This window comes from Dendronalium phyllosphericum CENA369 (genome assembly GCF_016056275.1).
Classification (GTDB): Bacteria; Cyanobacteriota; Cyanobacteriia; order Cyanobacteriales; family Nostocaceae; genus Dendronalium; species Dendronalium phyllosphericum.
Genome location: NZ_JAECZA010000313.1, coordinates 60,632 through 85,250 on the forward strand (window position 1 = coordinate 60,632; position 24,619 = coordinate 85,250).

19 protein-coding genes and 2 pseudogenes are annotated in these 24,619 nt (G+C 40.4%); 9 read left to right on the forward strand and 12 right to left on the reverse strand.

Annotation, left to right across the window (positions count from 1 at the left end; translation table 11 throughout):
* Window positions 1–81: 81 nt before the first annotated feature.
* From I8752_RS38935 to I8752_RS35275, 6 genes and pseudogenes are all read right to left on the reverse strand, one after another.
* Window positions 82–516 (reverse strand): annotated as a pseudogene (locus tag I8752_RS38935) (hypothetical protein).
* Window positions 517–834: 318 nt separating this feature from the next.
* Window positions 835–1,839 carry an aliphatic sulfonate ABC transporter substrate-binding protein gene (locus I8752_RS35255; protein WP_214436784.1) on the reverse strand — a complete coding sequence of 335 codons (1,005 nt, stop codon included), beginning with the start codon at window positions 1,837–1,839 and terminating at the stop codon, window positions 835–837.
* Between the two features lie 520 nt (window positions 1,840–2,359).
* Window positions 2,360–3,544: an LLM class flavin-dependent oxidoreductase gene (locus tag I8752_RS35260; RefSeq protein WP_214436785.1), complete on the reverse strand. Its 1,185-nt coding sequence runs from the start codon at window positions 3,542–3,544 to the stop codon at window positions 2,360–2,362.
* Window positions 3,545–3,564: 20 nt separating this feature from the next.
* Window positions 3,565–3,999 carry a GlcG/HbpS family heme-binding protein gene (locus I8752_RS35265; RefSeq protein WP_214436786.1) on the reverse strand — a complete coding sequence of 145 codons (435 nt, stop codon included), beginning with the start codon at window positions 3,997–3,999 and terminating at the stop codon, window positions 3,565–3,567.
* A 5-nt stretch (window positions 4,000–4,004) separates the two neighbouring features.
* The gene (locus tag I8752_RS35270) at window positions 4,005–5,105 is read right to left on the reverse strand and encodes an LLM class flavin-dependent oxidoreductase (protein WP_214436787.1); all 1,101 of its coding nucleotides are present in this window, start codon (window positions 5,103–5,105) and stop codon (window positions 4,005–4,007) included.
* Between the two features lie 73 nt (window positions 5,106–5,178).
* Window positions 5,179–5,958: a class II aldolase/adducin family protein gene (locus I8752_RS35275; protein ID WP_214436788.1), complete on the reverse strand. Its 780-nt coding sequence runs from the start codon at window positions 5,956–5,958 to the stop codon at window positions 5,179–5,181.
* Between the two features lie 743 nt (window positions 5,959–6,701).
* Here I8752_RS35275 and I8752_RS35280 point away from each other — a divergent pair.
* From I8752_RS35280 to I8752_RS35290, 3 genes are all read left to right on the forward strand, one after another.
* Window positions 6,702–7,517: a hypothetical protein gene (locus I8752_RS35280; RefSeq protein WP_214436789.1), complete on the forward strand. Its 816-nt coding sequence runs from the start codon at window positions 6,702–6,704 to the stop codon at window positions 7,515–7,517.
* A 32-nt stretch (window positions 7,518–7,549) separates the two neighbouring features.
* Window positions 7,550–8,353 carry a hypothetical protein gene (locus tag I8752_RS35285; RefSeq protein ID WP_214436790.1) on the forward strand — a complete coding sequence of 268 codons (804 nt, stop codon included), beginning with the start codon at window positions 7,550–7,552 and terminating at the stop codon, window positions 8,351–8,353.
* A gap of 278 nt (window positions 8,354–8,631) precedes the next feature.
* Entirely contained in the window at window positions 8,632–9,726 is a 1,095-nt protein-coding gene (locus tag I8752_RS35290) for an aliphatic sulfonate ABC transporter substrate-binding protein (protein ID WP_225896114.1), read from the forward strand.
* Window positions 9,727–10,011: 285 nt separating this feature from the next.
* Here the strand turns inward: I8752_RS35290 and I8752_RS35295 are convergent.
* A pseudogene (locus I8752_RS35295) lies at window positions 10,012–10,560 on the reverse strand (nitrogenase component 1); the annotation flags it as partial.
* 766 nt (window positions 10,561–11,326) lie between these two features.
* Between I8752_RS35295 and I8752_RS35300 the strand changes: the two are divergent.
* A complete protein-coding gene (locus tag I8752_RS35300) occupies window positions 11,327–12,331 on the forward strand; it encodes an aldo/keto reductase (RefSeq protein WP_225896115.1) in 1,005 nt (334 codons plus the stop codon).
* An 86-nt stretch (window positions 12,332–12,417) separates the two neighbouring features.
* Here I8752_RS35300 and I8752_RS35305 read toward each other — a convergent pair whose 3' ends face one another.
* The 5 genes from I8752_RS35305 to I8752_RS35325 form a co-directional block, all read right to left on the reverse strand.
* Complete coding sequence (locus I8752_RS35305) at window positions 12,418–13,146, reverse strand: HAD family hydrolase (protein WP_214436793.1); 729 nt, start codon at window positions 13,144–13,146, stop codon at window positions 12,418–12,420.
* A 159-nt stretch (window positions 13,147–13,305) separates the two neighbouring features.
* Complete coding sequence (locus I8752_RS35310) at window positions 13,306–14,073, reverse strand: foldase protein PrsA (RefSeq protein WP_214436794.1); 768 nt, start codon at window positions 14,071–14,073, stop codon at window positions 13,306–13,308.
* Between the two features lie 33 nt (window positions 14,074–14,106).
* On the reverse strand, window positions 14,107–15,489 hold the full coding sequence (locus I8752_RS35315) for an HlyD family efflux transporter periplasmic adaptor subunit (protein WP_214436795.1): 1,383 nt from the start codon (window positions 15,487–15,489) through the stop codon (window positions 14,107–14,109).
* A gap of 37 nt (window positions 15,490–15,526) precedes the next feature.
* The gene (locus I8752_RS35320) at window positions 15,527–18,556 is read right to left on the reverse strand and encodes an ABC transporter transmembrane domain-containing protein (RefSeq protein WP_214436796.1); all 3,030 of its coding nucleotides are present in this window, start codon (window positions 18,554–18,556) and stop codon (window positions 15,527–15,529) included.
* A gap of 23 nt (window positions 18,557–18,579) precedes the next feature.
* Entirely contained in the window at window positions 18,580–19,140 is a 561-nt protein-coding gene (locus I8752_RS35325) for a helix-turn-helix domain-containing protein (RefSeq protein WP_318780939.1), read from the reverse strand.
* 452 nt (window positions 19,141–19,592) lie between these two features.
* Between I8752_RS35325 and I8752_RS35330 the strand changes: the two genes are divergently transcribed.
* The 5 genes from I8752_RS35330 (at window position 19,593) to I8752_RS35350 (ending at window position 24,214) form a co-directional block, all read left to right on the forward strand.
* Window positions 19,593–19,829, forward strand: coding sequence for a hypothetical protein (locus I8752_RS35330; RefSeq protein WP_214436797.1), 237 nt, complete (start codon window positions 19,593–19,595; stop codon window positions 19,827–19,829).
* Window positions 19,830–20,008: 179 nt separating this feature from the next.
* The gene (locus I8752_RS35335) at window positions 20,009–21,178 is read left to right on the forward strand and encodes a phosphotransferase (protein ID WP_214436798.1); all 1,170 of its coding nucleotides are present in this window, start codon (window positions 20,009–20,011) and stop codon (window positions 21,176–21,178) included.
* A 1-nt stretch (window position 21,179) separates the two neighbouring features.
* Window positions 21,180–22,265 carry a T3SS effector HopA1 family protein gene (locus I8752_RS35340; RefSeq protein WP_214436799.1) on the forward strand — a complete coding sequence of 362 codons (1,086 nt, stop codon included), beginning with the start codon at window positions 21,180–21,182 and terminating at the stop codon, window positions 22,263–22,265.
* A complete protein-coding gene (locus I8752_RS35345; protein ID WP_214436800.1) occupies window positions 22,262–23,278 on the forward strand; it encodes an aldo/keto reductase in 1,017 nt (338 codons plus the stop codon). The genes I8752_RS35340 and I8752_RS35345 overlap by 4 nt, the downstream gene beginning before the upstream one ends.
* 168 nt (window positions 23,279–23,446) lie before the next feature.
* Window positions 23,447–24,214, forward strand: coding sequence for a peptidylprolyl isomerase (locus I8752_RS35350; protein WP_214436801.1), 768 nt, complete (start codon window positions 23,447–23,449; stop codon window positions 24,212–24,214).
* Window positions 24,215–24,619 lie beyond the last annotated feature (405 nt).

Below are 24,619 nucleotides of genomic sequence, written 5' to 3' on the forward strand. Positions count from 1 at the left end.
CAGTTAAGACAGTTAAGAATAATAAAAAAGTAATTAGTATAAAGTATCCATTGGGATACCATTAGCGAATTACCCAAATAGCTAAACTGAACCGATTAGTTGAGCAATGAAACGATTGAGAGCCTTCTGAGCAGTTTATACCCAGAAGCTTGCATACCCAGCTTCAGTTTAGACAAAACACGGTCACGTAAAATTTCAAGTTCCTCTATTGTCAACCCAACAGACTGTTTTGCTGCCTTATTCAGATGTCTGATGAAACTCACTCTGCCGTGTGATACTCGGTTGAAGTTCGTTTTCCTCTTGTTCGGGAACTAAAAAATCTGCATTTTTCCGTGTAATACTTGGTAGAATGTTATGCCGAACAATGTGTTCTAAATAGTCAACCCTGGTTAAACCTAAGCATTCACAGACAATACCAAGTGCTTTTCAGGTATCATCAGTTAGTAGCAAAGAACGTACTTCACGATAATCATCATTCTTGAGCGCAAACTTTCCCTGAATATCCCGTTTCAACATAAGTTTATTTCAGCAATATGTTGATATTTGTTCTTACCAACATATCTTATAATCCCAGATCTATTTTTACCAAATATTTGATAGCCTGTAATATTAAAGAATAGAATATAATTTTCATCAAATTGACTTAAAAAATTTTTAAATTAATTGATACTCATTATTCGTGTTATGTATTTTGTTGAATCATTTAATTCTTCTTTGTTCTGAAAAGAGAAAATGATTTTAAATGTTCAATATCTACTTGGTCTATGTGTAATTTAGGGTAAAATGTGGTGAGCTGCGCCTACACAAAATGTAGATACATTCAGGCGATCGCATTCAGGATACGGCTTTAGCTAACGTTGTATCAATTGCGTTATCCCAATTTGGCTGTTGCTCGATCAGTCCCAGACGAGTAAGTAATTGAGACTGATTTATCAGTTCTTGGCGATACTCATCATTTGGAGACTCAAATATGAGGTTTCGACGGCCTAGAGTTAAAGCAGCTGCTTGTTTTGATAACTTATTTTCTTTTACCAAAATATCTACTGCTGCTTGACGATTATCTTTCGCCCAAAATATTGCTTGTTTATAAGCTTGCAAAAACTTTTGTATAGTCTCTGGATTATTTTCTATATAATCTGTTCGCCCAAATAAAGCTACATAATTTAACTGATAACCTTCACCATCAACTAAGGGTACTACTTCTTGAGCAACTTCCGCACTCGCATAAAAAGGGTCCCACGTTCCCCAAACATCAATAGCACCTGATAATAATGCAGCTCTACCTGCATCATTCTCAATTTGTACCCAGTCTACATCACTATCTTTTAGTCCTGCACGTTCTAATACTCTAATTGCAAAATAGTAACTTTTTCCTGATGGATTACCAAGTTTTTTGCCTTTTAAATCAGCAATTGTTTTGATTGGTGAATTAGGCAGAACTAACAGCGCGTGGGTTTTAGGACTACGTTCAACTAAAGCAATTATCTTAATAGGTATACTAGCAGCAAGTGCTGCAATTGGTGTTCCCCCCAAACCTAAATCTATAGCGCTAGCAGATAATGCTTCTGTCACTGGTTTGAGTGATAACATCCGCCGAAACTCAAAATTAGTTGATTTTCTTGCAAAGGCTTTTTCCAATAACTTTTGTTCTCTCAGTGCATATACAGCAACGTATGGTGGCTGAAAACCTAAACGTAGTTTGGCAGAACTCGTCTCATTGTTAGCTGCTACAGGAATAGCACTAGATGTATTGGATGGAGAATTAGCCAATTTACCGCAAGCAGCTAAAGCGGCTGTTGATATACCTAAACCCAGCAAATCACGGCGTTTTAGCCTCATATCATCATTCTCCTTAATGATTGAAACGGGAATAGAGAACAGGAAAATATGCAAATTTTAATTAAAGAGGTTTGTAAAATGTTTAAAAGCCTACTATCTAGGTTCTGAAGTAATATTAAGTAAGTGAGTTTATTTATTAAAAGTCATTATCTATTCTGCATAAATATTCAATAAAATACGTAAATCAAATTATCTATAGCTTAATTTAAATAGCATTTTATGAAATAATATGGTAGTTAAATCGAGACTAATTTAACTACCATAGGCGAGTAGATTTAATAGGATTAAAAAATTATGATTGCATATATATCATTAAAAATCAAGATGTTTTTATTAGCGATTCTTGTTTAATAGTCATAAACAAACTGCACAAATACTTTGACAATTATTTATAAATAAAATTACATATAAAACTAATTTTGCAATTTAAATCATATAGTGCAAACTTAAAATGCTGATTTATTAGCAATAAGATTGCTAGCATCTATAAGCATAATCAAAGTAACATTTCTACAAGAACTCATAACCTCAGACCTGCCTGTTTCATTAGAGGTAGGATGCGATCGCCAAAAAATTCCAAATCAGGCTTAAAGTCATAGAAGCTCAACTGCAAGCCATCAATACCAGCCTCTTTCAACTGCACAAACTGCTCGACTACCTGCTCAGGCGTACCGATGACCTCGATGTTACCACCAATAGCCCGGCGCTTTGGTGCATCTTTACCGACGCGACCTTTCCAAGCGTGTGCATCGCTGTCGAATCTGCTAAAGCCCGAAGGTGCGGCTGGGTCAGTATGAGCAACGATCGCATCGTGATATTCCCAAGTTTCGTGCTCAGTTTCCCGGCTAATTACCATCGGGTTGAGGAGTGTCCGTACTTCGCGCCCGATATCGCGCGCAGCTTGCTTTACTCTTTTAGTATGTGCGGGTAGCGCTGCGATCGCACTCTTGAAATCTGAACCTGCTGGGCTAGTAATAAACACAATGTCAGAATAGCGTGCAGCAAAGGAAATACCTGCTTCTGAGCCTGTAGCATTGACTAACACCGGACGGCCATATTTCGGTTTAGGTGTGACATAAGCACCATTGAGTTTCCACGAAGACTTACCCTCAAATGAGAAGTTCTCGTTATCACCCCATAAACGTTGCAGCACTTCAATAAACTCAGCTGCAAGTTCATAACGATGGTCATGCTCAATGCGGTTCCAACCAAACATTTCGTGTTCAACAGCGCGATGTCCAGTCACCACGTTAATACCCCAGCGACCCCCTGATATATGGTCGAGTGTTGCGCTGTACTTAGCTAAGTGCAAGGGATGAATCGGCCCGTACAACACATGAATGGTGGAAATCAGCATGATCTTTTGTGTCAGGGTCGTGAGTGCAGCTGTGGTCACAAAAGAGTCCAGCGCTTGACCATTGAACACACCACCATAGCCACCTTTAGGTAGCCACTGTGATAGTGCAAATACTAAATCAAAGCCCAGCGCCTCGGTTTTTAGCACCAGATCCTTGTTGTATTCAAAGCTCCAATCGGTAGTACGTGGTAATGTGGAAGCACTCCAACCGCCTGCTTGGATGGGGAGAAATAACCCCAACAATACAGGCTGTTGCAACGCTTGAGAGAGAGGGCTGTCGGGAAAATCTGTTGGAGCCAGAAAGCGATCGCTTCCGACAATTGAACCAGGGTAATGGCTAAGAATCATTGCTCAAATTGGGTAGATAGTTAATCTATTGGTTCTGCACCGATCGCATTTAACGCAGCTTTGGCAATGGCAATATCTTGTTCAACAGTACCGCCACCAACACCGATGGCTCCTACATGGACACCACCAAAGCGGATAGGTAAACCACCACCGAGATTTGTTAACAAGTTATCCGAAGCTAGGGGTAACGCCACAGCCAGATGATCGGCAAAGTTTTCTGTAGGGCGACGAATCGAAGCTGCTGTTTGGGCTTTGCGTTTGCTAGTCTCCACACTGTGAGGTGGTGCGCCATCACCATGTGCAAAGGCTACCAAAGTTAAAAGCGAATTGTAAACAGCTATCGATACATTAGCACCTAGATTTTGGCTTTCTTTTAAACCTGCTTTGACTGCTGTTAATGCAGTATCAGCTGTAATTAATTCAACAGTTCTCGTAGATGTAGATGTTTGTACCATGATTGCTATCTCCCAACTGTCACAGCTTGGCGTTCTCGTTTTGCTACCTCTTTCCGGACTAAAGGAATGACTTCCCGTCCGTAATCAATGGCATCTTGTAGGGGATCGAAGCCCCGGATTAGTAATGTAGTTACACCTGCGTCATAGTAATCCACTAAGGCCTCTGCAACTTGTTCAGGTGTTCCCACCAGTGCCGTTGTGTTGCCAGCAGCACCAGTAGCGGCGGCGATCGGTGTCCATAAACGCTTATCGTAAATCTCGTTTTTAGCTGCGAAATCCAGTAACCGTTGTGAACCTACCGCCTGTGGTCTAGCTGGGGGAGCGACTTTCACACCTTTGCGTTGTTCTTGAATCCGCCCTAAAATATTTCTGGCTTTTTCCCAAGCTTGTTCTTCTGTCACACCCAAGATAGGACGCAGAGATACACTAAAGCGAATAGAGCGACCGAGAGGTAAAGCAGCCCTAACTTGGGCAATCCGTTCTTTAACTGCGGCTATTGGCTCACCCCACAATGCATAGACGTTACTATGCTTGGCTCCTACTGCTACAGCCGGGCCGGATGCACCGCCAAAATAAAGGGGAATATGAGGCTTTTGCAGTGGTTTGATGGCAGAGAAAGCATCTTTAACGCGATAAAATTCCCCCTCGTAATCGAAGGGTGTATCGCTTGTCCAGATACGACGGACTATTTCTAAATACTCATCGGTACGACGATAGCGGTTGTCATGGTCAAGCCAGTCGCCATCCCTTTGTTGGTCAGCATCACTACCTCCAGTGATAATATGTACCGCAATTCGACCATTAGTGAAATGGTCGAGGGTAGCTGCTTTACGAGCTGCTAAAGTTGGTGCTACAAAACCTGGACGATGCGCGATCAAAAAGCCTAAGCGTTCGGTAAATGCAGCTGCATGGGTAGCAACGGTAAAACCATCAGGACTACTAGAGCTATAGCCGATTAATACTTTGTCAAAATCGCCTTTTTCATGAGCTTGGGCAAACTCACGTACATAGGCGGGGTCAATAATATCATCCGCCAAACTACCTGGTACAGTGTTTAACTCCGAAGCCGATTTAGTGCGGATTAACCCGATAAACTCAACTGGCATAATAATTCTCCTGTAAATCGTTAATTAAGGATAGAGGAAGACTTTTTCTCCAGTCCCTAATTTTCAATCGCTATTAATCCAACAAATCTGGTTGCTCGCGGGTAATTTCATCCCATAAATATTGGAATGCGCGCCAACCTGCTTCGTGAGTGCCATTGCGTTGTTGAATACTCAAAGCGAGGTCATGCTCAATAGGAATGGGTTTACCTACGGATTCGGCTAGCAACTGGGATTTAGTTGCATCTTCTAGACGAATGAACCACCAAGCCGCTTCGTCTACGCTGTGTCCTACGGTTAATAATCCATGATTGCGGAGAATTGCGGCTTTTTTATTGCCTAATCCTTCTGCAATGCGTTTTCCTTCACTGGTATCCAATACAATGCCTTTGTAATCATCAAATAAAGCATGATCTTGGTAGAACACAGCAGAATCTTGGGTAATCGGATCGATTAAGCGACCCAGTGCTGACCAAGTTTTGCCATAGAAGGAATGAGCATGAGCCGCCGCCACTACATCGGGACGGGCTTCGTGAATTTGGGAGTGAATAGCATAAGCTGCTTGATTGAGTGCGCCATCACCTTGAACAACTTCACCTTGAGCATTCACCAAGATTAAGTCTGAGACTCGAACGCGACTGAAATGAATACCAAAAGGATTGACCCAAAAATGATCGGTGAGTTCCGGATCGCGGGCTGTGATGTGTCCTCCTAATCCTTGAGCAAAACCTAAACGGGCAAAGATGCGTAAAGCTGCTGCTAACCGTTCCTTACGATGACGACGCTCTGCTTCTGTGGAGGTAAAGGTTGGTGGTTTAACGAGAGTACCATTGCGGACGATGGAAGTTTGCACCATGATTCTTGATTCCGATGAATAGAAGATTATTTAATAAATACAGCCATGAAACAGCCTGATATATTAGGCGTTACGATTTACCGTCAAACTATTGGCAGAATTATTTGATGAAATGTCTTAACAGACGCGATCGCACAGAATTAATAAAATCTTCCGGCCCATGACTATTTACCCGAAGTTATGTTTGAAATTATCTAGCACAGCAACTCTTTGAACTAGGTTAGTAATATTTTTTATTAAACTACGATAAATCAGTCGAGTTACTGTATTTTGTGCAATATGAACCTACCACAGTTCACCTCAAGAAGCAAGCTTGAGAATAACACCTCTTGTTTTTTATCGTCATATATGCAAATCTCATAATTACAAACTACGGTTTATTGGTCGATTTACAGTATTTTATAGCTTGAGAAATTAAAGATTAACTGTCTAACACTGATTACCAAGGTTCTGAAAAGCGATGTCTGAGCCTAGGATGGGAGTAAGATTTTCAATTCCAGCAACTAGGCTCACCATTTTCTCAAACCCTAGTTAATTATGAGTCAAAGACCATCCCACAATTGCAAAAAATGTGTGGATAATAACAAATTTCCCAACTTAATTTACTAGTTATTTAGCAATGAGGGAGACAAGTGACAAAATTTCACAATCATGTCCTGTTCCCTCTTAACAAATGACAAATGACTAAGTATTAATCGGCTCTCTTACACAGAGCGCGAACAACTCACACACAGGAGCACAATATGACTGCTACTATTAGTCGTCCCGCTTGGACAATTGAATTTGAAAATGAAACTATTGATAGATTAATTGATAAACACGCTCCCCATATTCCGAAAAAGCGCTTGCAAGAGCCAAAAGCGATCGCAAAAGCCGAAGAACTAGAAAATTTTTACCATTTTCGTGTTGGTGGTGCAGCCCATGACCTATTTATTGTGCAAGTTGTCGCCAACGTTATTGATAAAATTCCCGATCCAGAATTGCAGTTATTTTTAAGTCGCCAATTAGGTGATGATGGCGCACATGCAGAAAATACTCGTCGCCGTGTAGAAGCATTATTTGGTCGCGATCCCATTGACGATATCCAAAAGCAAGTGCAAAAGCATTGGGATTTTATGGGAGATATACCCCGACGCGGCTGGTTAGGGTTTTTAGCTTTCGAGCTGCATTATGAACATCATATTGTTGCCATTGGCTCATTAAATCGCCGTTTATCACGGCTGTACGATCCAGAATCCTCCAGCTTTGCGACAGCGAGAATTATTCCAGACGAAACATTCCACCGTGCAGGTGTTGCAGAGTGGTGGTTACGTAAATTTGACAAAGCTTCCCCAACAGAAAAAGCGGAGTTAGCTGCACAGGTAATCGAAGCAGACGAAGAAGTGCAACGCCGCCGCAATTCCTATTTAAAAGAGCATGAAAAAGTTAGCCGTCGGGCGCTGGGTATTGAAGTTGAAGGAACAGGTGTAATTTACGATACTTGGCGGCAAGAGGTACTGTCTTACTTCTTAGATATTCCAGTTTCTCAGCTACCTAAACTCATCAGCATTGACGATTAGGACGCAATCTACAATACTTCAAGGAATCTATTATGGCTACAACTTTAACTCGAAGCTGGAGTGTAGAGTTTGAAAAAGAAAACCTGGAAAAACTCTTTAGCCAGCACGCGCCACACGTACCATTAACTCGCGAACATCCCAGCCGTCCGCCAATTACAGAAGCAGAAAAAGAGCATTTTTATCAATATTGGGCTGCTACTGGTGGTCACGATTTGTCTATTGTGCAAGCTGCTAGTAAGGCAATCTTATTGATTCCCGACCCAGATTTGCATTTAATCTTGAGTAGACAAATTGGTGATGACGGCGCACATGCGATCGCTTTTCGAGACAGAATTATTGCTCTGACTGGACGCGATCCGATTGACGATATCCGTAAAGAAGCCAAACGCCATTGGGAATTTCTCGAAGATGTACCCTATCGTAACTGGCTAGGATTTATTGCTTGGGAACTACACTACGAACATCATATTTTACCCCAAGTTTGGTTTAATAAACTGACATCAACAATTGGTGATGCAGTATTAGCCCAACAAAGTAGCGAACGATTTAGCGATGATGAAGCAATTCATCGCGTCACAATTGCTAATTGGTGGCGGAAGAAATTTGAGCAAGCTTCACTTAATGAACGAACTGAACTGGCTGCACAATTATTAGAATTGGATGAAGAAATTCAAAAGCGACGTGCTGCTTACATCAAACAACGCTGGCAAGATGCAGAAAATTTTAATGGTTCTAATAGCCAAGGCATTGAACCAATATATGATGCTTGGCGCAAAGAAGTACTTTCCTACTTGCTAGATATTCCTCATCCTCAACTTACTTCTATTAATCAGTGAGTTGATATTATTCTCATCTGCAACCAAAACAAATCAAAGAGTAGGGTGTGTTGTTACGCAGCGCAACGCACCAACTTCCCATCAACAATTTAAGGTGAGTTAGCCTACTAGTCTATCGCATTAATTATATGGGTTAAACGCCTTCTGTATTTTTCTTCCTTTGTGTACTTTGTATTAATAACCTAAAAAACAGCTTGGCAATTTAATTATTATTAATAAATAAAGTTTAAAAAACAGAAATAAATACACACAATATGCCAGTAGACAAAGGAATATATATGTTCAAGAAATGGCTACATCAGTTTTTAAGTTGGATAAATCAGAGGAGGTTGTTTAAATCTTTTCAGCAACCAAGAATTCGCTCATTTGCATTATTATTTGTCATCGGTTTAGGCTTGAGTTTTGCGATCGCATCCTGCGCTCCAAGTAATTCAGCGAATGCACCAACAGAAAAATCCCAAGCCAGCAAGTTAACTGTGTTGAAAATGGGGCATCAAAAAGGGATGGCGTTGCTGAATATTCTCAAAGCCCAAGGTAGTCTAGAGAAGCGCTTGCAACCTCAAGGTATTTCTGTCACCTGGAATGAATTTTCCTCGACTGCACCTTTACTTGAGGGAATGGGTGTAGATGCAATCGTTTTCGGTGGTGGCGGTGGTACGGGAAGCGTCTTTGCTCAAGCCAGCGATAAACCTTTTGTGCGAGTGGCTGCAAGTACAAGTAGTACCAGAAGTTCCGCAATTTTAGTATTAGATAAGTCACCAATCAAGAATCTGGATGACTTAAAAGGTAAGAAAGTTGCTTTTGCTAAAGGCTCAAGTTCGCAATACATGATTGTACGTGCTTTAGAAAAAGTCGGTTTGAAATACACAGATATTCAACCTGTTTATCTCACTCCAGCCGAAGCTTTACCAGCCTTTGAGCGTGGTGATTTCGACGCATGGGTAATCTGGGACCCTTATACTGCGGAAACTGAACGTAGGCTACGTACTCGTTTATTGGCAGATAATACTACAGTATTTGGTGAAAAAGCTGCTGTAGAAAGCCCAGGATTTTATTATGCTGCGCCAGATTTTGTGCGCGAACATCCAGACATTTTAAAAATAATTTTGCAAGAACTGGAAAAAGCAGGTAGTTGGGCAAAAAATAACTACAAAGATTCAGCCAAGCTGCTTTCCAAACTCTACAAAGTTGATTTAGCCACAATGGAAATCGTAGAGGAGCGCGGAGGCGATCGCAAGGTATTACCCGTGACTGATGAAGTTCTCACAGGCTTACAAAACATGGCAGACAGCTTCTACGAACTCAAAGTGATTCCCAAGCAAATTGATGTCAAAGATAAAAAATACAACTGGGTTCCTGACCAGAAGTGGTAATACCATTCTTCTGTGTTCGTTACAAAAGTCCCTTTTCTCCTATCTCACTCAGCCTAATGTCAATTATTCGCATTAATCTGGATGAATATTCAACTTATTTAGTTCTTGTGTACTACTTTAGCGACTTGTTGCGCTTTGTGTGACACTTAGGGTGCGGAATGTGGGTTAGATAAAAAATCGCTTTTCTTTGTCACACAACGCAAGTTTCTGTGAAACAAGAATCTCCCGCTAACCTCATGGTGTAGCGGGGGAGTGTCAAATCGACTTGACAGAAGAAAGTTGCGCTTATAGCTGATAGCTGATTTTTTCATCCCAAGGGGCAGTTTTGCTAATTTGCTCCCATATAGGACTATACAAAGCTTCATGCAGTTCGCTTGCTAGTACCACTAAACCTGCATAACCAGCATAAGCATGATGACGTTCGTGGTTAATGTATAAAAAAGGAATTCGCGTTTTGAGTGCTGTATATTTATTGCCAGCCCCAGTAATCAAAATATCAGCTTTGGTTTGGTTTAATACCTTTAATATTGCCTGGGGAGTCGTATCAGCTAAAAGCATTCCATCTGCACTAAGATATTGTTGAATTTTAGCTTTTTCCTCTTCTGTGGTTTTGCCGTCTGTAACTGCAATAACTTCCATTCCCAAGTCTTGGGCTGCTAAAATCAGCGACCAACTTTTCACACCACCAGTAGATAGCAGAATTCGCTTACCTTTTAAATCAGCAAGGTAAGGAGCTAAAGCGATATCTAGAGCAGAATTTTCTTGAGCAATTAAATTTTCTGTACGTTCTTGTAGCTCATGGGCAAGAACACTATCTCCCAAAGATAGGCTTAGCAGATGCACTAGCAATTTCAGATAAAACAAGTAACTCTTCTGATGCATCCTGTATTTTCACAAAGGCCTGTTATGGCAGTTCTTAATTGCATGAGGTACATCTTCGCCTCTAGCCCCTCACTGCAACGAAATGTAACTCACTCAGACGATAAACACTATAATTCTTTTACTTGTTAGCCTATCTAAATATTAGCATAACTAATATTTTTGGAATCAAGTCTTATTTTGAGATTTTAGAGGTATATAAAATTAGATAATTAAACATGATAATTTAGACAACATATGGTTTCTATGTACCCGATCTTCTGTTTTATCATCCAAGCAAGGAATTCATTTTATAATAATAATAATTTTGTAGGTATTTCATTTAACTTAAAAATAAATTAATATATAAGTAATTAGAGCGGGATTTATTTAAATACTCTAAATCTATAAATAAAATTACTTATATATTATTTTTTCTGAAAATTGTTAAATTATACACTATTTTAACTACAATCCTCAGTTGCAATCATAGTTGGATTATCGGCGGCGATCGCTTTGCATATCCCAGAGATTTTACTCAAAATATCTTCTTACCAAAAATTTCCTGATTTCCTGTTCCATATTTCTCATTTATATGTAATTCTTAATATTATAACCATTAACTACGGTAAATCGATTGACTTATAGTATTTTAAGACTGGCTTTTGCAAAGCAATGCTCATAGCTATGCAATACTCTAGGCAAATCAATATTAAGCATCCCAACAAGTAGAGCAAACAGTATGATCGAATATGTGAATCTTGGCAAAACTGGACTCAAAGTATCGCGTATTACTCTAGGTACAATGACTTATGGCTCGCGTGAATTGCGCGAATGGGTATTAGAAGAAGAAGAAAGTCGTCCATTTATCAAACTGGCTTTAGAATTGGGGATTAACTTCTTTGATACCGCAGATGTCTATTCATTGGGGAAGAGTGAAGAAATTGTCGGGCGAGCGCTGAAAGACTTTACTCAACGAGATCGAGTTGTGATTGCGACCAAAGTACATGGCAAAGTCGGTGATGGCCCCAATGACCGAGGATTATCTCGCAAACATATTTTCGATAGCATTGATGCTTCTTTGCGACGGCTACAGACAGATTATGTAGATTTATACCAAATTCACCGTTGGGACTATGAAACACCAATTGAAGAAACCCTAGAAGCACTACATGATATTGTCAAAGCAGGTAAAGTCCGTTACTTAGGGATTTCTAGTGTTTACGCATGGCAGTTAGCCAAAGCCCTTTATACCGCAGACATCCACGGCTGGACTCGTTTTGTCTCCATTCAAAATCACTATAATCTAGTTTATCGAGAAGAAGAACGAGAGGTGATACCTTTAGCCCTAGATCGAGGGATTGGTATTATTCCTTGGAGTCCCTTGGCCCGAGGATTTTTAGCAGGAAATCGTAATCAGGCAGACTATGGGCAAACACTAAGAGCAAAAACGGACGAATTCGCTCACAATCTCTACTATCAAGATTCAGATTTTAAAGTAGTCGATCGCGTAGTGGAATTAGCTACAAAACGAGGTGTTAAACCCACACAAATTGCCCTAGCTTGGCTATTGCATCAACCAGGTGTAACATCTCCCATCATTGGCGCTAGTAAGATAGAACATCTGAAAGAGGCTGTCGAGGCGGTGGATTTAGAGCTTTCTGATGAAGAGCGCAAATTCTTAGAAGAACCTTACACACCCCATCCCATTTTGGGGCATCAGTATCCTTCTGGTAATCGTCCGTAGAGGGCTGGGTAAAAGTAGGCAGAGGATGCAGAGTCAGAAACTGACAAGAGTATATACTTTCGTCTGCATTCTTTGTTGCCCAATAACTAAAGGAGCTGAGATAGCTGCCGCATATCGTTAAAAACTATCTGTGCTCCAGCCTCAAAAAGAGCAGCGCGTAGACGCGCAGGGGTGAGGGGGTCGCAGTCTTGGCGGTTCCCGTCGATTGCGAACCCCCGAACCCGAAGGGCTTGTCGTGAGACATCGCTGTGATGAATATAGCCAAAAACAGTCATTCGTGCTGCGGATGCTGCTTGTACACCCGGTACAGAATCTTCAATTACAGCACAATCTTCTGGATTAGTTTTCATTTGCTCGGCTGCATACAGATATACATCAGGAAAAGGTTTAGGGCGCGAAACATCATTAGCACTATATAAATTGCCGTCAAATTTATGCAGAAGTCCCGTTAATTTCAATACCAGTTGAATATGACGGTGGCTGCTATTTGATGCTACACATTTTGGTAATGTAATTTGTTCCAATACTTCGGTAATGCCTGAAACTGGCTGTAATTCTTGCTGTAAGGCAGCGATTTCTCTTTCCTTGCAAAGTTCGACAAAGTTTTTGGGCAAAGGTTTATTATAGGATTCCTCGATAATCTCTAAACAGGTTTTTAAGGACTTGCCGATAAATTTTTGAGTTACTTCTGCATAGGTGATAGGAAAACCAGCTTCCGTAAGCGTTTCAGCAAAAATGCGATTTACGATCCGTTCGCTATCAACTAAGACTCCATCACAATCAAAAATCACAAGCTTGAACTGATTTTTGCCCATTTTATTGCCTCGCACTGTCTCACCATTTGGATTGTACTTTGGTCGCTAGCTTTATCATAAGAACCGCACAAGGTTTTCTCATCAATTGCAACAACTTCACCATTAGTTATGTATTGATTTCATCCAACCAAGAAAATATTCTTAAAACTTCTCCCCTATTCATGCAACAACGCCATTGCCAAGACTAGGTGCAAGAGCCGAGTATTCAACTTTAATTTGCTCTAATTGCTGCTTTAGCCATTCTGAAAACAGGTGCGAAATAATTGTTAAATATAGAGTTTTATTCAATTCAGGTTTGATTATTTCCTCAACATTAATCAAATGTACTCCCTTATAGGTGACGATTGGTTTAAGAATCTGGGGTGGAGTTGCTGCAAATACTGCTGCTGAAATTTCTGGTTTCAAATGTGTGCGTTTTAGTATTCCTTGATATCCTCCGCTACGGCGTAACTCACGATCGTGAATATATTGATGGGCAACTTCAGGAAAACTAATCTCACCTTCTTGAATTGCATAATAAAGCTCCATTGCTAAGTCGAAGTCATCAAAAACAACTTCATACATGACTACTTGAGCATAATCTAATTGATTTTCAACAAAGAACTGCTCAACTTTATCAGCAAATAAATGTTCTGCTAACTTTGAAAAGATAACATTATAATAAACTAATTCTTCAAACTCGTCTAAAGAAAGACAGTGTTTTTGTAACCAAGACCAAGTTGTTTCGGCACTCTCAAGCTGGTTGAGCGATCGCAAGCTATCAGCGGCTTTTTGAAGTTCTTCTGTTTCAACTTTTATACCTACTTCTTGCGCTACATTTATAATAATTTTGCGAGTAATGATACTATCGACAATAGTAGGAAATTGGCAGGATAGTTTCATTTGGTGAATTATTTCATCTTGAGAAACACAAATAATATCTGACATAAATTAACTCCTAATTAATCTAAGTAAAAAATATTAAAGTTCTAAACCGCCTTTTTGCAACTTTTTAAACGGATCTAATACCAAGTCAATAATGCGACGTTTTCTCACAATTACCTCAGCAGTTGCTGTTTGACCTGGAGTTAATAAAATCCGTTTGTTTCTAGTTTCGATATAAGTTTTTGGCATCTCAATTTCTAGTTCAAAATTTTCTACCTTGCCTTGGGCAGTCTCTATAACTTTAGAGTCTGGCGAAATCCAGCGAAGTTTGCCTTCAATTACTCCATAATCTTGAAAAGGATAAGCATCAAATTTAAGTTTGACAGGCATTCCTACACGCAGAAAACCACTTTCTTGACTGGGCATCTCGGCTCTAAATATCAAAGGTACTTTCTCAGGTGCAATTTGAGTAATCATTTGCCCTGGTTGCACAACTGTTCCGGCATTATTTATAGATAACTGAAAAATTGTGCCATTGATGGGAGCGCGAAGAGTTTGCTGTTGTAATTGAAATTGCAAAGACTGAATTTGTTTTTTGGTTTGGTCAATTTCTGATTGCACATCGAAAACTTGAGATTGGAGTTCTTTAATTTGTTTTTGACTATCCAAAAGTGCGAGTTCACCTGTACGACTGATGCGTTGATTGGTGCTTTGTTGTTTTGTAATTTCGGTCGTAGACTGTTGCATATCTGATTGCGCTTGTTCTAGAAGTCTCTGGCGTTCAAACATAGCGCCTTCTACTTCTTCTAATTTACTTTTAGAAATAGCGCCCTTTTGCCAAAGATATCGATAACGTTGTATTTCGTTATTAGCTAATTTCAGCCGACCTTTTTCGAGAATATATACTTGTTTGCTGGAATTCAACCGTTGCTGAATTTGGTCAAGTTGAGCAATTTGTTCGGATTCTTGAGCTTGGTTTTGTAATTGCTGGGTACGTAAAGACATTGTTAGTTGATTTTTGAGTAACTGAAGCTGATTTACTCGATTTTGTTGACCTTCAAGCTTTGCCTGAGTTTGTTGTAATTCAGTGCGAGTTAAATCTGAATCTAATTCCAATAAAATTTGTCCAGCTTTGACTTTTTGACCTTCTTTAATCTTGATAGTTACAACTTTTCCCGTAACAGGTGCATCTAATCTGAGAGTTCTGCCTTGGGGTTCAAGTCTTCCCGTAGAACTACCTGTTTCGTCTACTTTAGATAGCATCGCCCAAGGTAAAACGATCGCCGCAAATATTACCAGCCAATATAGCAATCCCCGCGTCCAAACTCGTGGCAATGTATCAATTAGTTCTTTGGTTAAAGAAGACCAGTCATGACCTAAAGATATAGAAGATTTTGTTTGAGGTTTTAAATCTAGTTGATGACTATGGTAATGACCATTTTGACTGAATTGCTCTTGTGTTGTAAATTCGTTTGTCATGGTTAATTCTTTTATTAAGTAACCCAAAATAATTGATTCAAATTGCCACAGTAAATTGTTGTTGATTGAGATAAAAATAGTGACCGCGTTTAGCCATTAATTCATTGTGAGTGCCACTTTCAACTAACAAACCTTTATCTAGTACTAAAATTTTGTCTGCATTGCGTATTGTTGAAAGGCGATGTGCAATTACCACTGTTGTTCTATCTTGAAGAATTGTATTGAGGTTAGTCTGGATGATGCGTTCAGACTCAGCATCAAGACTGCTGGTAGCTTCATCCAAAATCAGTAGTTGGGGATTTCCCACAAGGGCGCGAGCGATCGCTAACCGTTGTCTTTGTCCTCCAGAAATCATTCCTCCCCCCTCACCGATCAAGGTTTCGTAACCCATTGGTAGCTCTTTAATAAATTGATGCGCTCCTGCTTGTTTAGCGGCTTCTATGACTTCTTCTAAAGAGGCTTCGGGATGACCTAAAGAAATGTTTTCCCGAATCGTACCGCCAAATAAAAAGGTATCTTGGTCAACTACACCAATTTGCTGGCGGAGCGATCGCAGCGATAAGCTAGTGACATCATAGCCATCAATCAAAATCTTTCCTTCTGTGGGAGGATACAGCCCCAATATCAACTTAGAAATCGTTGTCTTTCCCGAACCACTGCGTCCTACAAGTGCGATCGTCTGTCCTGGTTGGACTTCAAAACTGATATTTTCTAAGGTGTTAACATCACTTTCTGGGTGATAGCGGAAAGTAACTTTATCAAAGCGAATGTTACCGCGGATTGCTAACAAAGATTGATGAGATTGATGTTGTAAATCTTCTTCTGGTTCGGCATCGATCACATCATTAATTCGCTCCACAGCAATTAGTACTTCTTGCAACTCATTCCACAGCAAAATCAGTCTTTGAAAGGGATTTATAACATTACCCAGCAACATATTAAAAGCTATGAGTTGCCCAATGGTAAGTTCATTTTGAATCACTTGCCACGCTCCAAACCATAATAATGCTGCGGTGACTATAGCTTCAATTCCAGAACTAAATATTTGCAATGTGTTGCCAATTACCTGCCCGGAAAAAGTCTTTTTCACTGACTTGCCAAAAAGTTCTTCCCAATGCCAGCGCACTGTCTGCTCAACTGCCATAGACTTAATCGTGCGGATGCCAGTGAGAGATTGAATTAAATATCCAGTTTCTTCGTTATACGCGCCAAAAATCTCGCGGGAAACACGTTGTAAAAAAGGTGTAGCGATCAGCGCTAACAATACGAATGGTGGCACAATCACTAGAGTTATTAATGCCATCTTCCAGCTATACCAAAACATCAATCCGACATAAACGAATACTGTTAGTAAATCGAGAAAGATAGATAGTGCTTCACCAGTTAAAAAACGTTGGATTTTGCGGTTTTCCTGGACGCGGGAAATGATATCGCCAACGTAGCGAGACTCGAAATAGTTCAGAGGTAAACGGAAGGTATGGCTAATAAAACCTACAATCAAAGCTAAATCCACGCGGTTAGCTGTGTGGTCTAAAAGGTATTGTCGCAATCCTGTGATGGCAACTTTAAAAAGGCTAAAGATAATTAAGCCTATGCCTACAGTTGTTAGTGTTAGGTCACTGCGTTGCACAACCACTCGGTCTAATAGTAATTGCGTAAATAGTGGCGCGATCAGTCCAAAAATTTGAATGAGGATAGAAGCAATGAATACTTCCAACAATACCAACCAATGAGGTTTAGTTAATTCAAAAAACTGCCAGAAAGGAGTGCTAGCTTCTTTTGTTTCTTTGAGTAGGGCTGTGGGTTGGAGTAATAAAGTATAGCCAGTCCAACCTGCTTTAAATTCTGTATGAGAGAGGGTACGCTGACCAATACCTGGATCTCCAACGATAACGCGATCGCTTCTGACTTCGTAGACAACAATGTAGTGTTTGCTTTCCCAATGCACAATAACCGGGAGGCTTTGCTGGGCAAGTTTATCCAGGCTGGCTTTTACTGGTCGAGTCGAAAACCCAATGCTTTCTGCGGCGGCGGCTAAACCTCGTAACGACGAACCATTACGGTCAACGTTGGCAATATCCCGCAGCCGATTGACGCTAAAACGCTTACCCCAGTAGCGACCAACCATTACTAAGCAAGCCGCACCGCAATCAGACGTACTTTGTTGTTCAAAGAAGGGATAGCGTCGAGTCATGCGTTGCCATAAATGACCGATTTTTACAGTTGGGTTAGGAAAGTAAGCTTTACTAATTTTCTTGTTTAATTGGTTTTTTGGCTCAACAGTAAATTGCGGAAATATAACAGGTTCAGATGCTGTGACGGGATGGTTGTTAGCATCGAGTTCAGCTAGTTGTGGCAGATATTGCAATGCTGTTTGCCAATGCGAACGGCTGAGGCTGTATAGTTGCGAACTTTGAGTTACCTGCCAACCACGTTCTTTGGGTAACTCAGACAAATTGTAAATATTGCCAGCAGTGAGTTTGAGTCCAGAGGCGTGCGATAGTTCGCCGCGACGCAGTATCCAAAGTTGCTGGTCTTTGAGTAGAGAAGATGGAAGTTTGCTAATTTGGAGATTGTGCTGTTCTAAGAGTGGTTGGATTTGCATTACGCTTTCGTAAGCAGCATTATTTAGCGCCCCATTTTGGCGACATAATAGCAGTAAATCCCAAAGTACAGCTTGACGGTGGAGATGCTGCCCAATTGCAGGATATTTACGGATGAGCGATCGCAAATAATTTCCTGGAATATAGCCTAGTTTAAGATTTACCGAAGCCCTAGCTGCATAAGGTTGAAATTGTTCTTCTGGAAATAGCGTTAGTTGAGCGAATGATGTTCCCGTACCTACAGAAGCGATTAAATTATCGCTGCGATCGAGCAATCTGACTTTACCTGCCAGAATTAGATAAATGCCAACGCTTACGTCTGCTGTCTGCCAGAACAGTTTGCCTGCACTTGGTTGTAAAATTTCAATTTGTTTGATGCAGTCTGAAAGTTCTTGTTCTGAAAGAGGCTGACCCAGAGTTTGGGCAAGTTGTTGAGCGGAAAATTCTGTTTTATTCTGAACCATGATTTACTAGGAGTCTAACGGCATTAATTACTTGTCTTCAGAAAATTCAATGACCAGCGAAAATCAGGCTCGGAATTTGGTAACAAATTGCCAATAGTAATCCGGGAATCCTTTGTCCCATCAGTTTCTTGCTTGGGAGTTTCATGTTTGTGTCGAGTCGAAAGTCCCATTTCTTTGAGCAAACGGTTAATATGGCAAGCGCTAACTTTAATTCCCGTCTCTTTTGCCAAATGCTTGCTTAACCATTGTCCTGTCCAGCGTTCAAATGAATAGCCATGTTCGCGCGGACTATGACTTGCTAGTTCGTGCAAACGAGCGAGATATTGCTCATTCACGGCTTTGGGACGACCCATCGGGCGATCGCTCCAATGGTGAGCCTGACCTGTTTGGGCCATAGTAATCCAATGCCGAGCCGTCTCTTGAGAGCATCCTAAAGCTTCACAAATTTGAGTCTGAGATTGACCTGCATCTGCCAACAACATGATTTCAATCCGACGGCGATATTCTGGACGTAAATCTGTTTCTAGACTCTTAAGCAAAAGCTTATGCTGAAAAGTTGTTAAGTATAGACCTTGCTTGTCCACAGCAATTCCTCCTGGTATAACTTGCAATGCCCAGATAGAAACTAATCCGGTTTATCCTCGAAAACCTCTGTTACTTCTCTGAATCAAAACTCCGGGAATTCCACAAGTTGTTACAAAACTACACACTAGTCTTGTCTGGTGTCAGAACTGTGGCTTTTCAGGCGTTAGTGCTGTGACAGTACAGAAGCAGCATTAGTTAAGACCAGAGGAATAGTCTCAGTACCAAATGGCATGATTCAAATTAGTGAGAGTAGACAATATTCTCTAATGTAATAGACAAAAGGATTTTTTTTAATTTGAAATGTTTGAAAAATCAAAACATAACTTATGTATTTATGCAAATAAAACAAGTTTTAAATACTTGAAATACTAGATTTGGTATTAGAACATTTAAGTGTGATTAGAAAATATACAGCTAATCAAATTTCACTCAACTTTCCTGAGAAAAAACAATGGCTAACATTAACATTTGCGATTTACGTCCTATTGGTTCGGAGCTATTTTCTGATTCTGAAGGCTATATGGATGAACTAGGTGATAGCGAACTTTATACTGTCAATGGTGGTTCTACTCCAGTATGTGCCAGTATTACTGTAAGCATACTTATCTCAGTAAATGCATCACCGATAATAATTGCTACAAAAGGTAAGCCCCACCCTGGCCCTGAAAGGAGAAGCAGAGCATTCTAGTAGTTTGTCAAAGCAACTTTGATGGGTGGAGGTTGGGTAAAGGGAAAAGGGTAAGGGATAAAAAACCTTCCCCTTTACCCTTTTCCCCGCCAAGTTGCCTTGGCGTACTACTAGCCCCTTTGATAAAACTCATCTATGCAATGAGCCTTATGTAACAAATTTTAAGGGAGTTTTTAGTTGTGACTTTTTTATTAAGTTCTGAAAATGTTTTCGAGTACTTACTTCAGCAGGAGTTATTTCTTCAGCAAGAGCAAGCTTTAAGTAAAGTAGAGCTAAAAGCTGCTAAAAACTTTAACTTATTACTGAGTTTACAAGACGATCGCCAACTCCTCGTTAAACAAGAGCGTCACAATCGAGAAGGAAAAACTGCGGCTGAATTTTTGAGTGAATGGCGAATTCATCAGTTCTTTCAACAAACTCCTGAACTCAGTCACATTCGCCCAATGCTTTCAGAGGTTTTACATTTTGATGCGGAACATTCTGTAATTGTTTTTAACTACCTCAAAGACTATTGCGATCTAGTTGATTTTTATATTAAGGAAAATGTTTTTCCAAGAGCGATCGCAACTCCAATTGGAGCTGTTTTAGCTACAATCCATCGTGCTACATTCAATTGTCAAAAGTACCAAGAATTTTTCTTGCAAACATCTGAAGATATATCTGTTGAACAAGCTTTCAACTTTAATCTTGGACTAGAACGGATTAGTCCTGAAGTTTTTGGTCGGGTTCCCGCAGACGGGCTGAAATTCTTTGCACTCTATCAGCGTTACGATAGCCTTGGAAAAGCGATCGCCCAACTCATCGCTGGATCTAGGCCTTGCTGTCTGACGCATAATGACTTGAAGCTGAATAACATCCTCCTATACAACAATTGGCAAGATGTCTTAGCATCACAATCAACTAACAGTATTATTCGACTCATCGATTGGGAGCGAGGTGCTTGGGGAGATCCTGCATTTGACTTAGGAATGCTCATCGCCAGTTATCTACAACTCTGGCTAAGTAGCTTGGTTGTGAGTAAGTCTATTAATGTCGAAGAATCTTTGCGATTAGCAATGACACCACTCGAACAGCTTCAGCCTTCGATTGCAGCTTTGACTAAAGCATATTTGGCGAACTTTCCCGAAATTTTAGAGTATTGCCCTGATTTTTTGAGACGAGTTGTGCAGTTTTCTGGTCTTGCCATTATTCAACAAATTCAAGCAACGATCCAGCATCAAAAATCTTTTGGGAATATGGGTATCTGTATGCTTCAGGTTGCCAAAAGTTTGTTGTGTCGTCCCGAACAATCAATGCCAACAGTTTTTGGAATAGCAGAATCTGAACTCATACTAATTCGTAATTCGTAATATGCAACTACTATCTCTTCAAAGTTCATTGTCAAGCGTGCTAGATGCTCTGCAAGATATAGCCAATAATGTTGAAATCAAGTCCGACTTCTGTATTAGCCATCCAGCTTACAAACCCTTGGATATTCCTGCTGAGGTAGTAACTCGTTTTCAACGGACACCCTTGGATCTGCAAAATAAGTACTTGAGTCTGCAACTGCAAAGTTTTCTCTATGGTATTTACTACAATGGGTCTCTACAAGCTCACTTGGCAACAGGTATTGGTTCAGGTGACTTAGCACTGCATCAGAATCTAGAGAACAATACTTTTCTGGGGGTAGACCTGGATTTTTACGATCGCCTACATAATAGTAATCTTGGTGAAGGCTACTTCGCTCCCGGTTGGTCTGTGCTGCGACAAGAAAGTGATGGGAGTATCGCTGTTACTAAAAGCGGTTTGACTTTGCATATTGAGCGCGATCGCCATTTACAACCTACCGAGCGATCCGCCTCCGTAGGCAGTATAGTAGCTATCCGTATGCCTCGCAATCTAGTTCAAAACGGCTTTTACATGGCCGTTAGCAATGCCGGGCCAGACACTTCTCCTCAAACAGTCAGAGTTTACTTTAACTTGACACCTGAAGGTGCGATCGCGGTTATGGAAAGCCTGACACGGCAATTAAATCAAATCAAAATTCCTTTCACCTTTAAAGTGCTATACAACCCTTCTGATTACGGACGCTATGACAGTGGGGTTCTCTACTTTGAGAAAAGCAATTATCAAGCAATCTGGCAAGTGTTAAGAACTATCTATGCAGAAAAGCGATCGCATTTCCGCACCGAAGTACCCCTGTTTACAAAATTTCTGGCCCCTGGAATTGCTCTAGCAGAAGAACCAGATTTTAAATTTGCTGAGTCGGAAAGTTTTGGGATGAATCGCTGTCAAATTGTTGCTAATGCTTTGCTAGAAGCTCGTCAACAAGGTGATGAATCGCCCCAAAGCCGCATGGCATTTATCCGTCAGCACTTTTCCCTTCTAGGAATTGACTGGCAGCATTCTTACCTCAATGCCAACTCTGAAGATATCTACACTCCATTAGACCAATGAAACTAACCGATCTTGCATCGCCTCAAGTAGCTGAAGCTAGCAAAGTTAGTCATGTAATAAATAATTTTCCAGAATCAGATTTACCTTTTTACCGCAAACTGGGGCGGACAGATTTAACAGTCAGCTGTCTTGGGTTGGGTGGTGGTGGTAACATCTCAAGTGGGGATACTCTTTACGCTTTCGAGCGGGGGATTAACTACTTTTTCTACTCTAGCGATTTGCACCACTATATTTACAGTTCCATGTCTGGAGCGCTGCGTCAGATGTGTAACCGTCGTTCCTCGGTGCGAGAGAAAGTGGTGCTGGCGACTGTGACTTATATCAAAAGTCCAGAAATGGCTCTAGCCGCTCTATTGGATCAATTCGTAGAACTAGAAATTGATTATATTGATGTATTGTTCTGGGGCTGGATTGGTTCTAGCGATCGCTCAATTTTACAGGATTGCTTGCAACTTTCGCCTGATTTAAGAGGCACTAATTCTGTTTATCAACGCACCATTGAAAGAATGTTTGGTGCTTCAGAAAGACTCAAGAAAATGGGAGCCGTCCGCTATATTGGTGCTTCATTCCACGATATCAATTTAGCGCAACAGTGCTTAGATAGCGATTTGTTAGATGTAGTCATGGTCAGACACAATGTCGCGCATCGGTCTGCTCAAAGTCAAATATTTAATCAATTGGACGTGCAAGACTCTTCTCGACAGGGTATCGTCACTTTTAAATCTACAGGTTCTCACTCAGGCGCACTCTGGGATGTTCCGAGTAGTTTACCAGAAAAATGCTGGCAACCTACTGTTCCCGATCTATATCGATATTCGTTAACGCAGAATTGTGTCGATGTTTGCTTAACAGGTTTGACTAACCGCAAAGAAATTGATGCAGCGATCGCAGGCGTTCAGCAAGGTAAACTAACTACCGCTGAAGTTGAATATTTGAATCTTTACGGCGATTTACATCACAATCAACAAACAAGTCTCGCAATTCCACCCGAAAAACTGATTTATCGTAGCTAATGGCGAATAAGTAGGTCGATGTTAAAAATTGTTGTTATGACAAGGCAGGAGGCAGAGGGCAGAAGGAAAGAGGGTTTTAGGCAACTTTACTTTTTGTTACATACTTCGATTTATTTGCATCGTTCTACTTAATTTCATCCAAATCAACTTTTACAAGGAAACAAAACAATGACAGAAACTTTGGCAAACACAGAATTAATATCCCTTCCAGAAATTGTAGCAACAGATGAAGATGTGATTGCTTACCTGCGCTATTCTCACAAAATAGCTGAATATGCAGTTTTAGCCGAACGAAATGCATTTATTTTAAATATTTGTCAACAGTTTAATTTAACTGTTACTGATGAGGAATTGCAAACAGCCGGAGATGCATTTCGACTCGAACATAAGTTACTGGGAGTTTCTGAAACCTTAGCTTGGCTTCAACAGCAACGAATTACTGTAGACGATTGGTCTAAAGGTATCAGATTGGAATTACTTACGAAGAAGTTAAAAGAATATCTGTTTGGGGATGCTGTTGACGATCATTATCTAAGTAATCGTCAAAATTATCAACGTGTTGCTTTATCTCAGATTTTAGTCAGCGATCTAACAGAAGCTCAGAAAGTAACTTATGCAATTCAAGAGTCAAATGAGTCTTTTTGTGCTTTAGCACTAGAATACTCCAAAGGTAAACAATCTAAACAAAATGGTGGTTTTGTTGGCGTTCGCTTTCTTTCAGAATTAATGCCAGAGATTGCACAAGCTATTTCTCAAGCAAAAGAAGGTGATGCGATCGGGCCAATACATACAAAATTGGGTTATCACATTCTGAGAATTGAGAAGTGCTTTCCTGCTGAATTTAGTGAAAGTCGAGAGCAGGTCTTAGAATCTCTTTTTCAACGTTGGCTGCAAGCAAATACTACCTCTAATTCGCTTAATGAACACCATTTATAGTTTTTATTTTCCATGTTTGACTCAGATAATCATTTGTTAGTGCAAATGATTAAGTTTTAGCTGCCTCTAATCTATTGTGGAAACACCCGGACTCATGACTGGACTTGCTGGTATCGGTTACGAACTGCTGCGACTTATACCGTTTCACTTTAAATTTGATACGAATAGGTCGCAGGGGGGCAGAGGAGCAGAGGGGCAGGGGAGCAGGGGAGAAATTATTTGTATCATTTATTTGGTGAAATGGTATTACAGAACCAACGCTGATTCCTTCAGTGTTGACACTAGCACCACCAAGACCTTAGTGTAAATAATTTTGAAATTTGCAAATTCTTGATTTCTTCTGTTTGCTTTGAAGTTCTCGATAGTTCTTGCAAAAGCTATGCTGACGATTCAAATAGGATTGCT

Excerpts from the sequence above, each read along its gene's own strand:
- I8752_RS35255 (WP_214436784.1), bottom strand. The coding sequence starts at position 1,839 with ATGAGGCTAAAACGCCGTGATTTGCTGGGTTTAGGTATATCAACAGCC.
- I8752_RS35260 (WP_214436785.1), bottom strand. The coding sequence starts at position 3,544 with ATGATTCTTAGCCATTACCCTGGTTCAATTGTCGGAAGCGATCGCTTT.
- I8752_RS35265 (WP_214436786.1), bottom strand. The coding sequence starts at position 3,999 with ATGGTACAAACATCTACATCTACGAGAACTGTTGAATTAATTACAGCT.
- I8752_RS35270 (WP_214436787.1), bottom strand. The coding sequence starts at position 5,105 with ATGCCAGTTGAGTTTATCGGGTTAATCCGCACTAAATCGGCTTCGGAG.
- I8752_RS35275 (WP_214436788.1), bottom strand. The coding sequence starts at position 5,958 with ATGGTGCAAACTTCCATCGTCCGCAATGGTACTCTCGTTAAACCACCA.
- I8752_RS35280 (WP_214436789.1), top strand. The coding sequence starts at position 6,702 with ATGACTGCTACTATTAGTCGTCCCGCTTGGACAATTGAATTTGAAAAT.
- I8752_RS35285 (WP_214436790.1), top strand. The coding sequence starts at position 7,550 with ATGGCTACAACTTTAACTCGAAGCTGGAGTGTAGAGTTTGAAAAAGAA.
- I8752_RS35290 (WP_225896114.1), top strand. The coding sequence starts at position 8,632 with ATGTTCAAGAAATGGCTACATCAGTTTTTAAGTTGGATAAATCAGAGG.
- I8752_RS35300 (WP_225896115.1), top strand. The coding sequence starts at position 11,327 with ATGATCGAATATGTGAATCTTGGCAAAACTGGACTCAAAGTATCGCGT.
- I8752_RS35305 (WP_214436793.1), bottom strand. The coding sequence starts at position 13,146 with ATGGGCAAAAATCAGTTCAAGCTTGTGATTTTTGATTGTGATGGAGTC.
- I8752_RS35310 (WP_214436794.1), bottom strand. The coding sequence starts at position 14,073 with ATGTCAGATATTATTTGTGTTTCTCAAGATGAAATAATTCACCAAATG.
- I8752_RS35315 (WP_214436795.1), bottom strand. The coding sequence starts at position 15,489 with ATGACAAACGAATTTACAACACAAGAGCAATTCAGTCAAAATGGTCAT.
- I8752_RS35320 (WP_214436796.1), bottom strand. The coding sequence starts at position 18,556 with ATGGTTCAGAATAAAACAGAATTTTCCGCTCAACAACTTGCCCAAACT.
- I8752_RS35330 (WP_214436797.1), top strand. The coding sequence starts at position 19,593 with ATGGCTAACATTAACATTTGCGATTTACGTCCTATTGGTTCGGAGCTA.
- I8752_RS35340 (WP_214436799.1), top strand. The coding sequence starts at position 21,180 with ATGCAACTACTATCTCTTCAAAGTTCATTGTCAAGCGTGCTAGATGCT.
- I8752_RS35345 (WP_214436800.1), top strand. The coding sequence starts at position 22,262 with ATGAAACTAACCGATCTTGCATCGCCTCAAGTAGCTGAAGCTAGCAAA.
- I8752_RS35350 (WP_214436801.1), top strand. The coding sequence starts at position 23,447 with ATGACAGAAACTTTGGCAAACACAGAATTAATATCCCTTCCAGAAATT.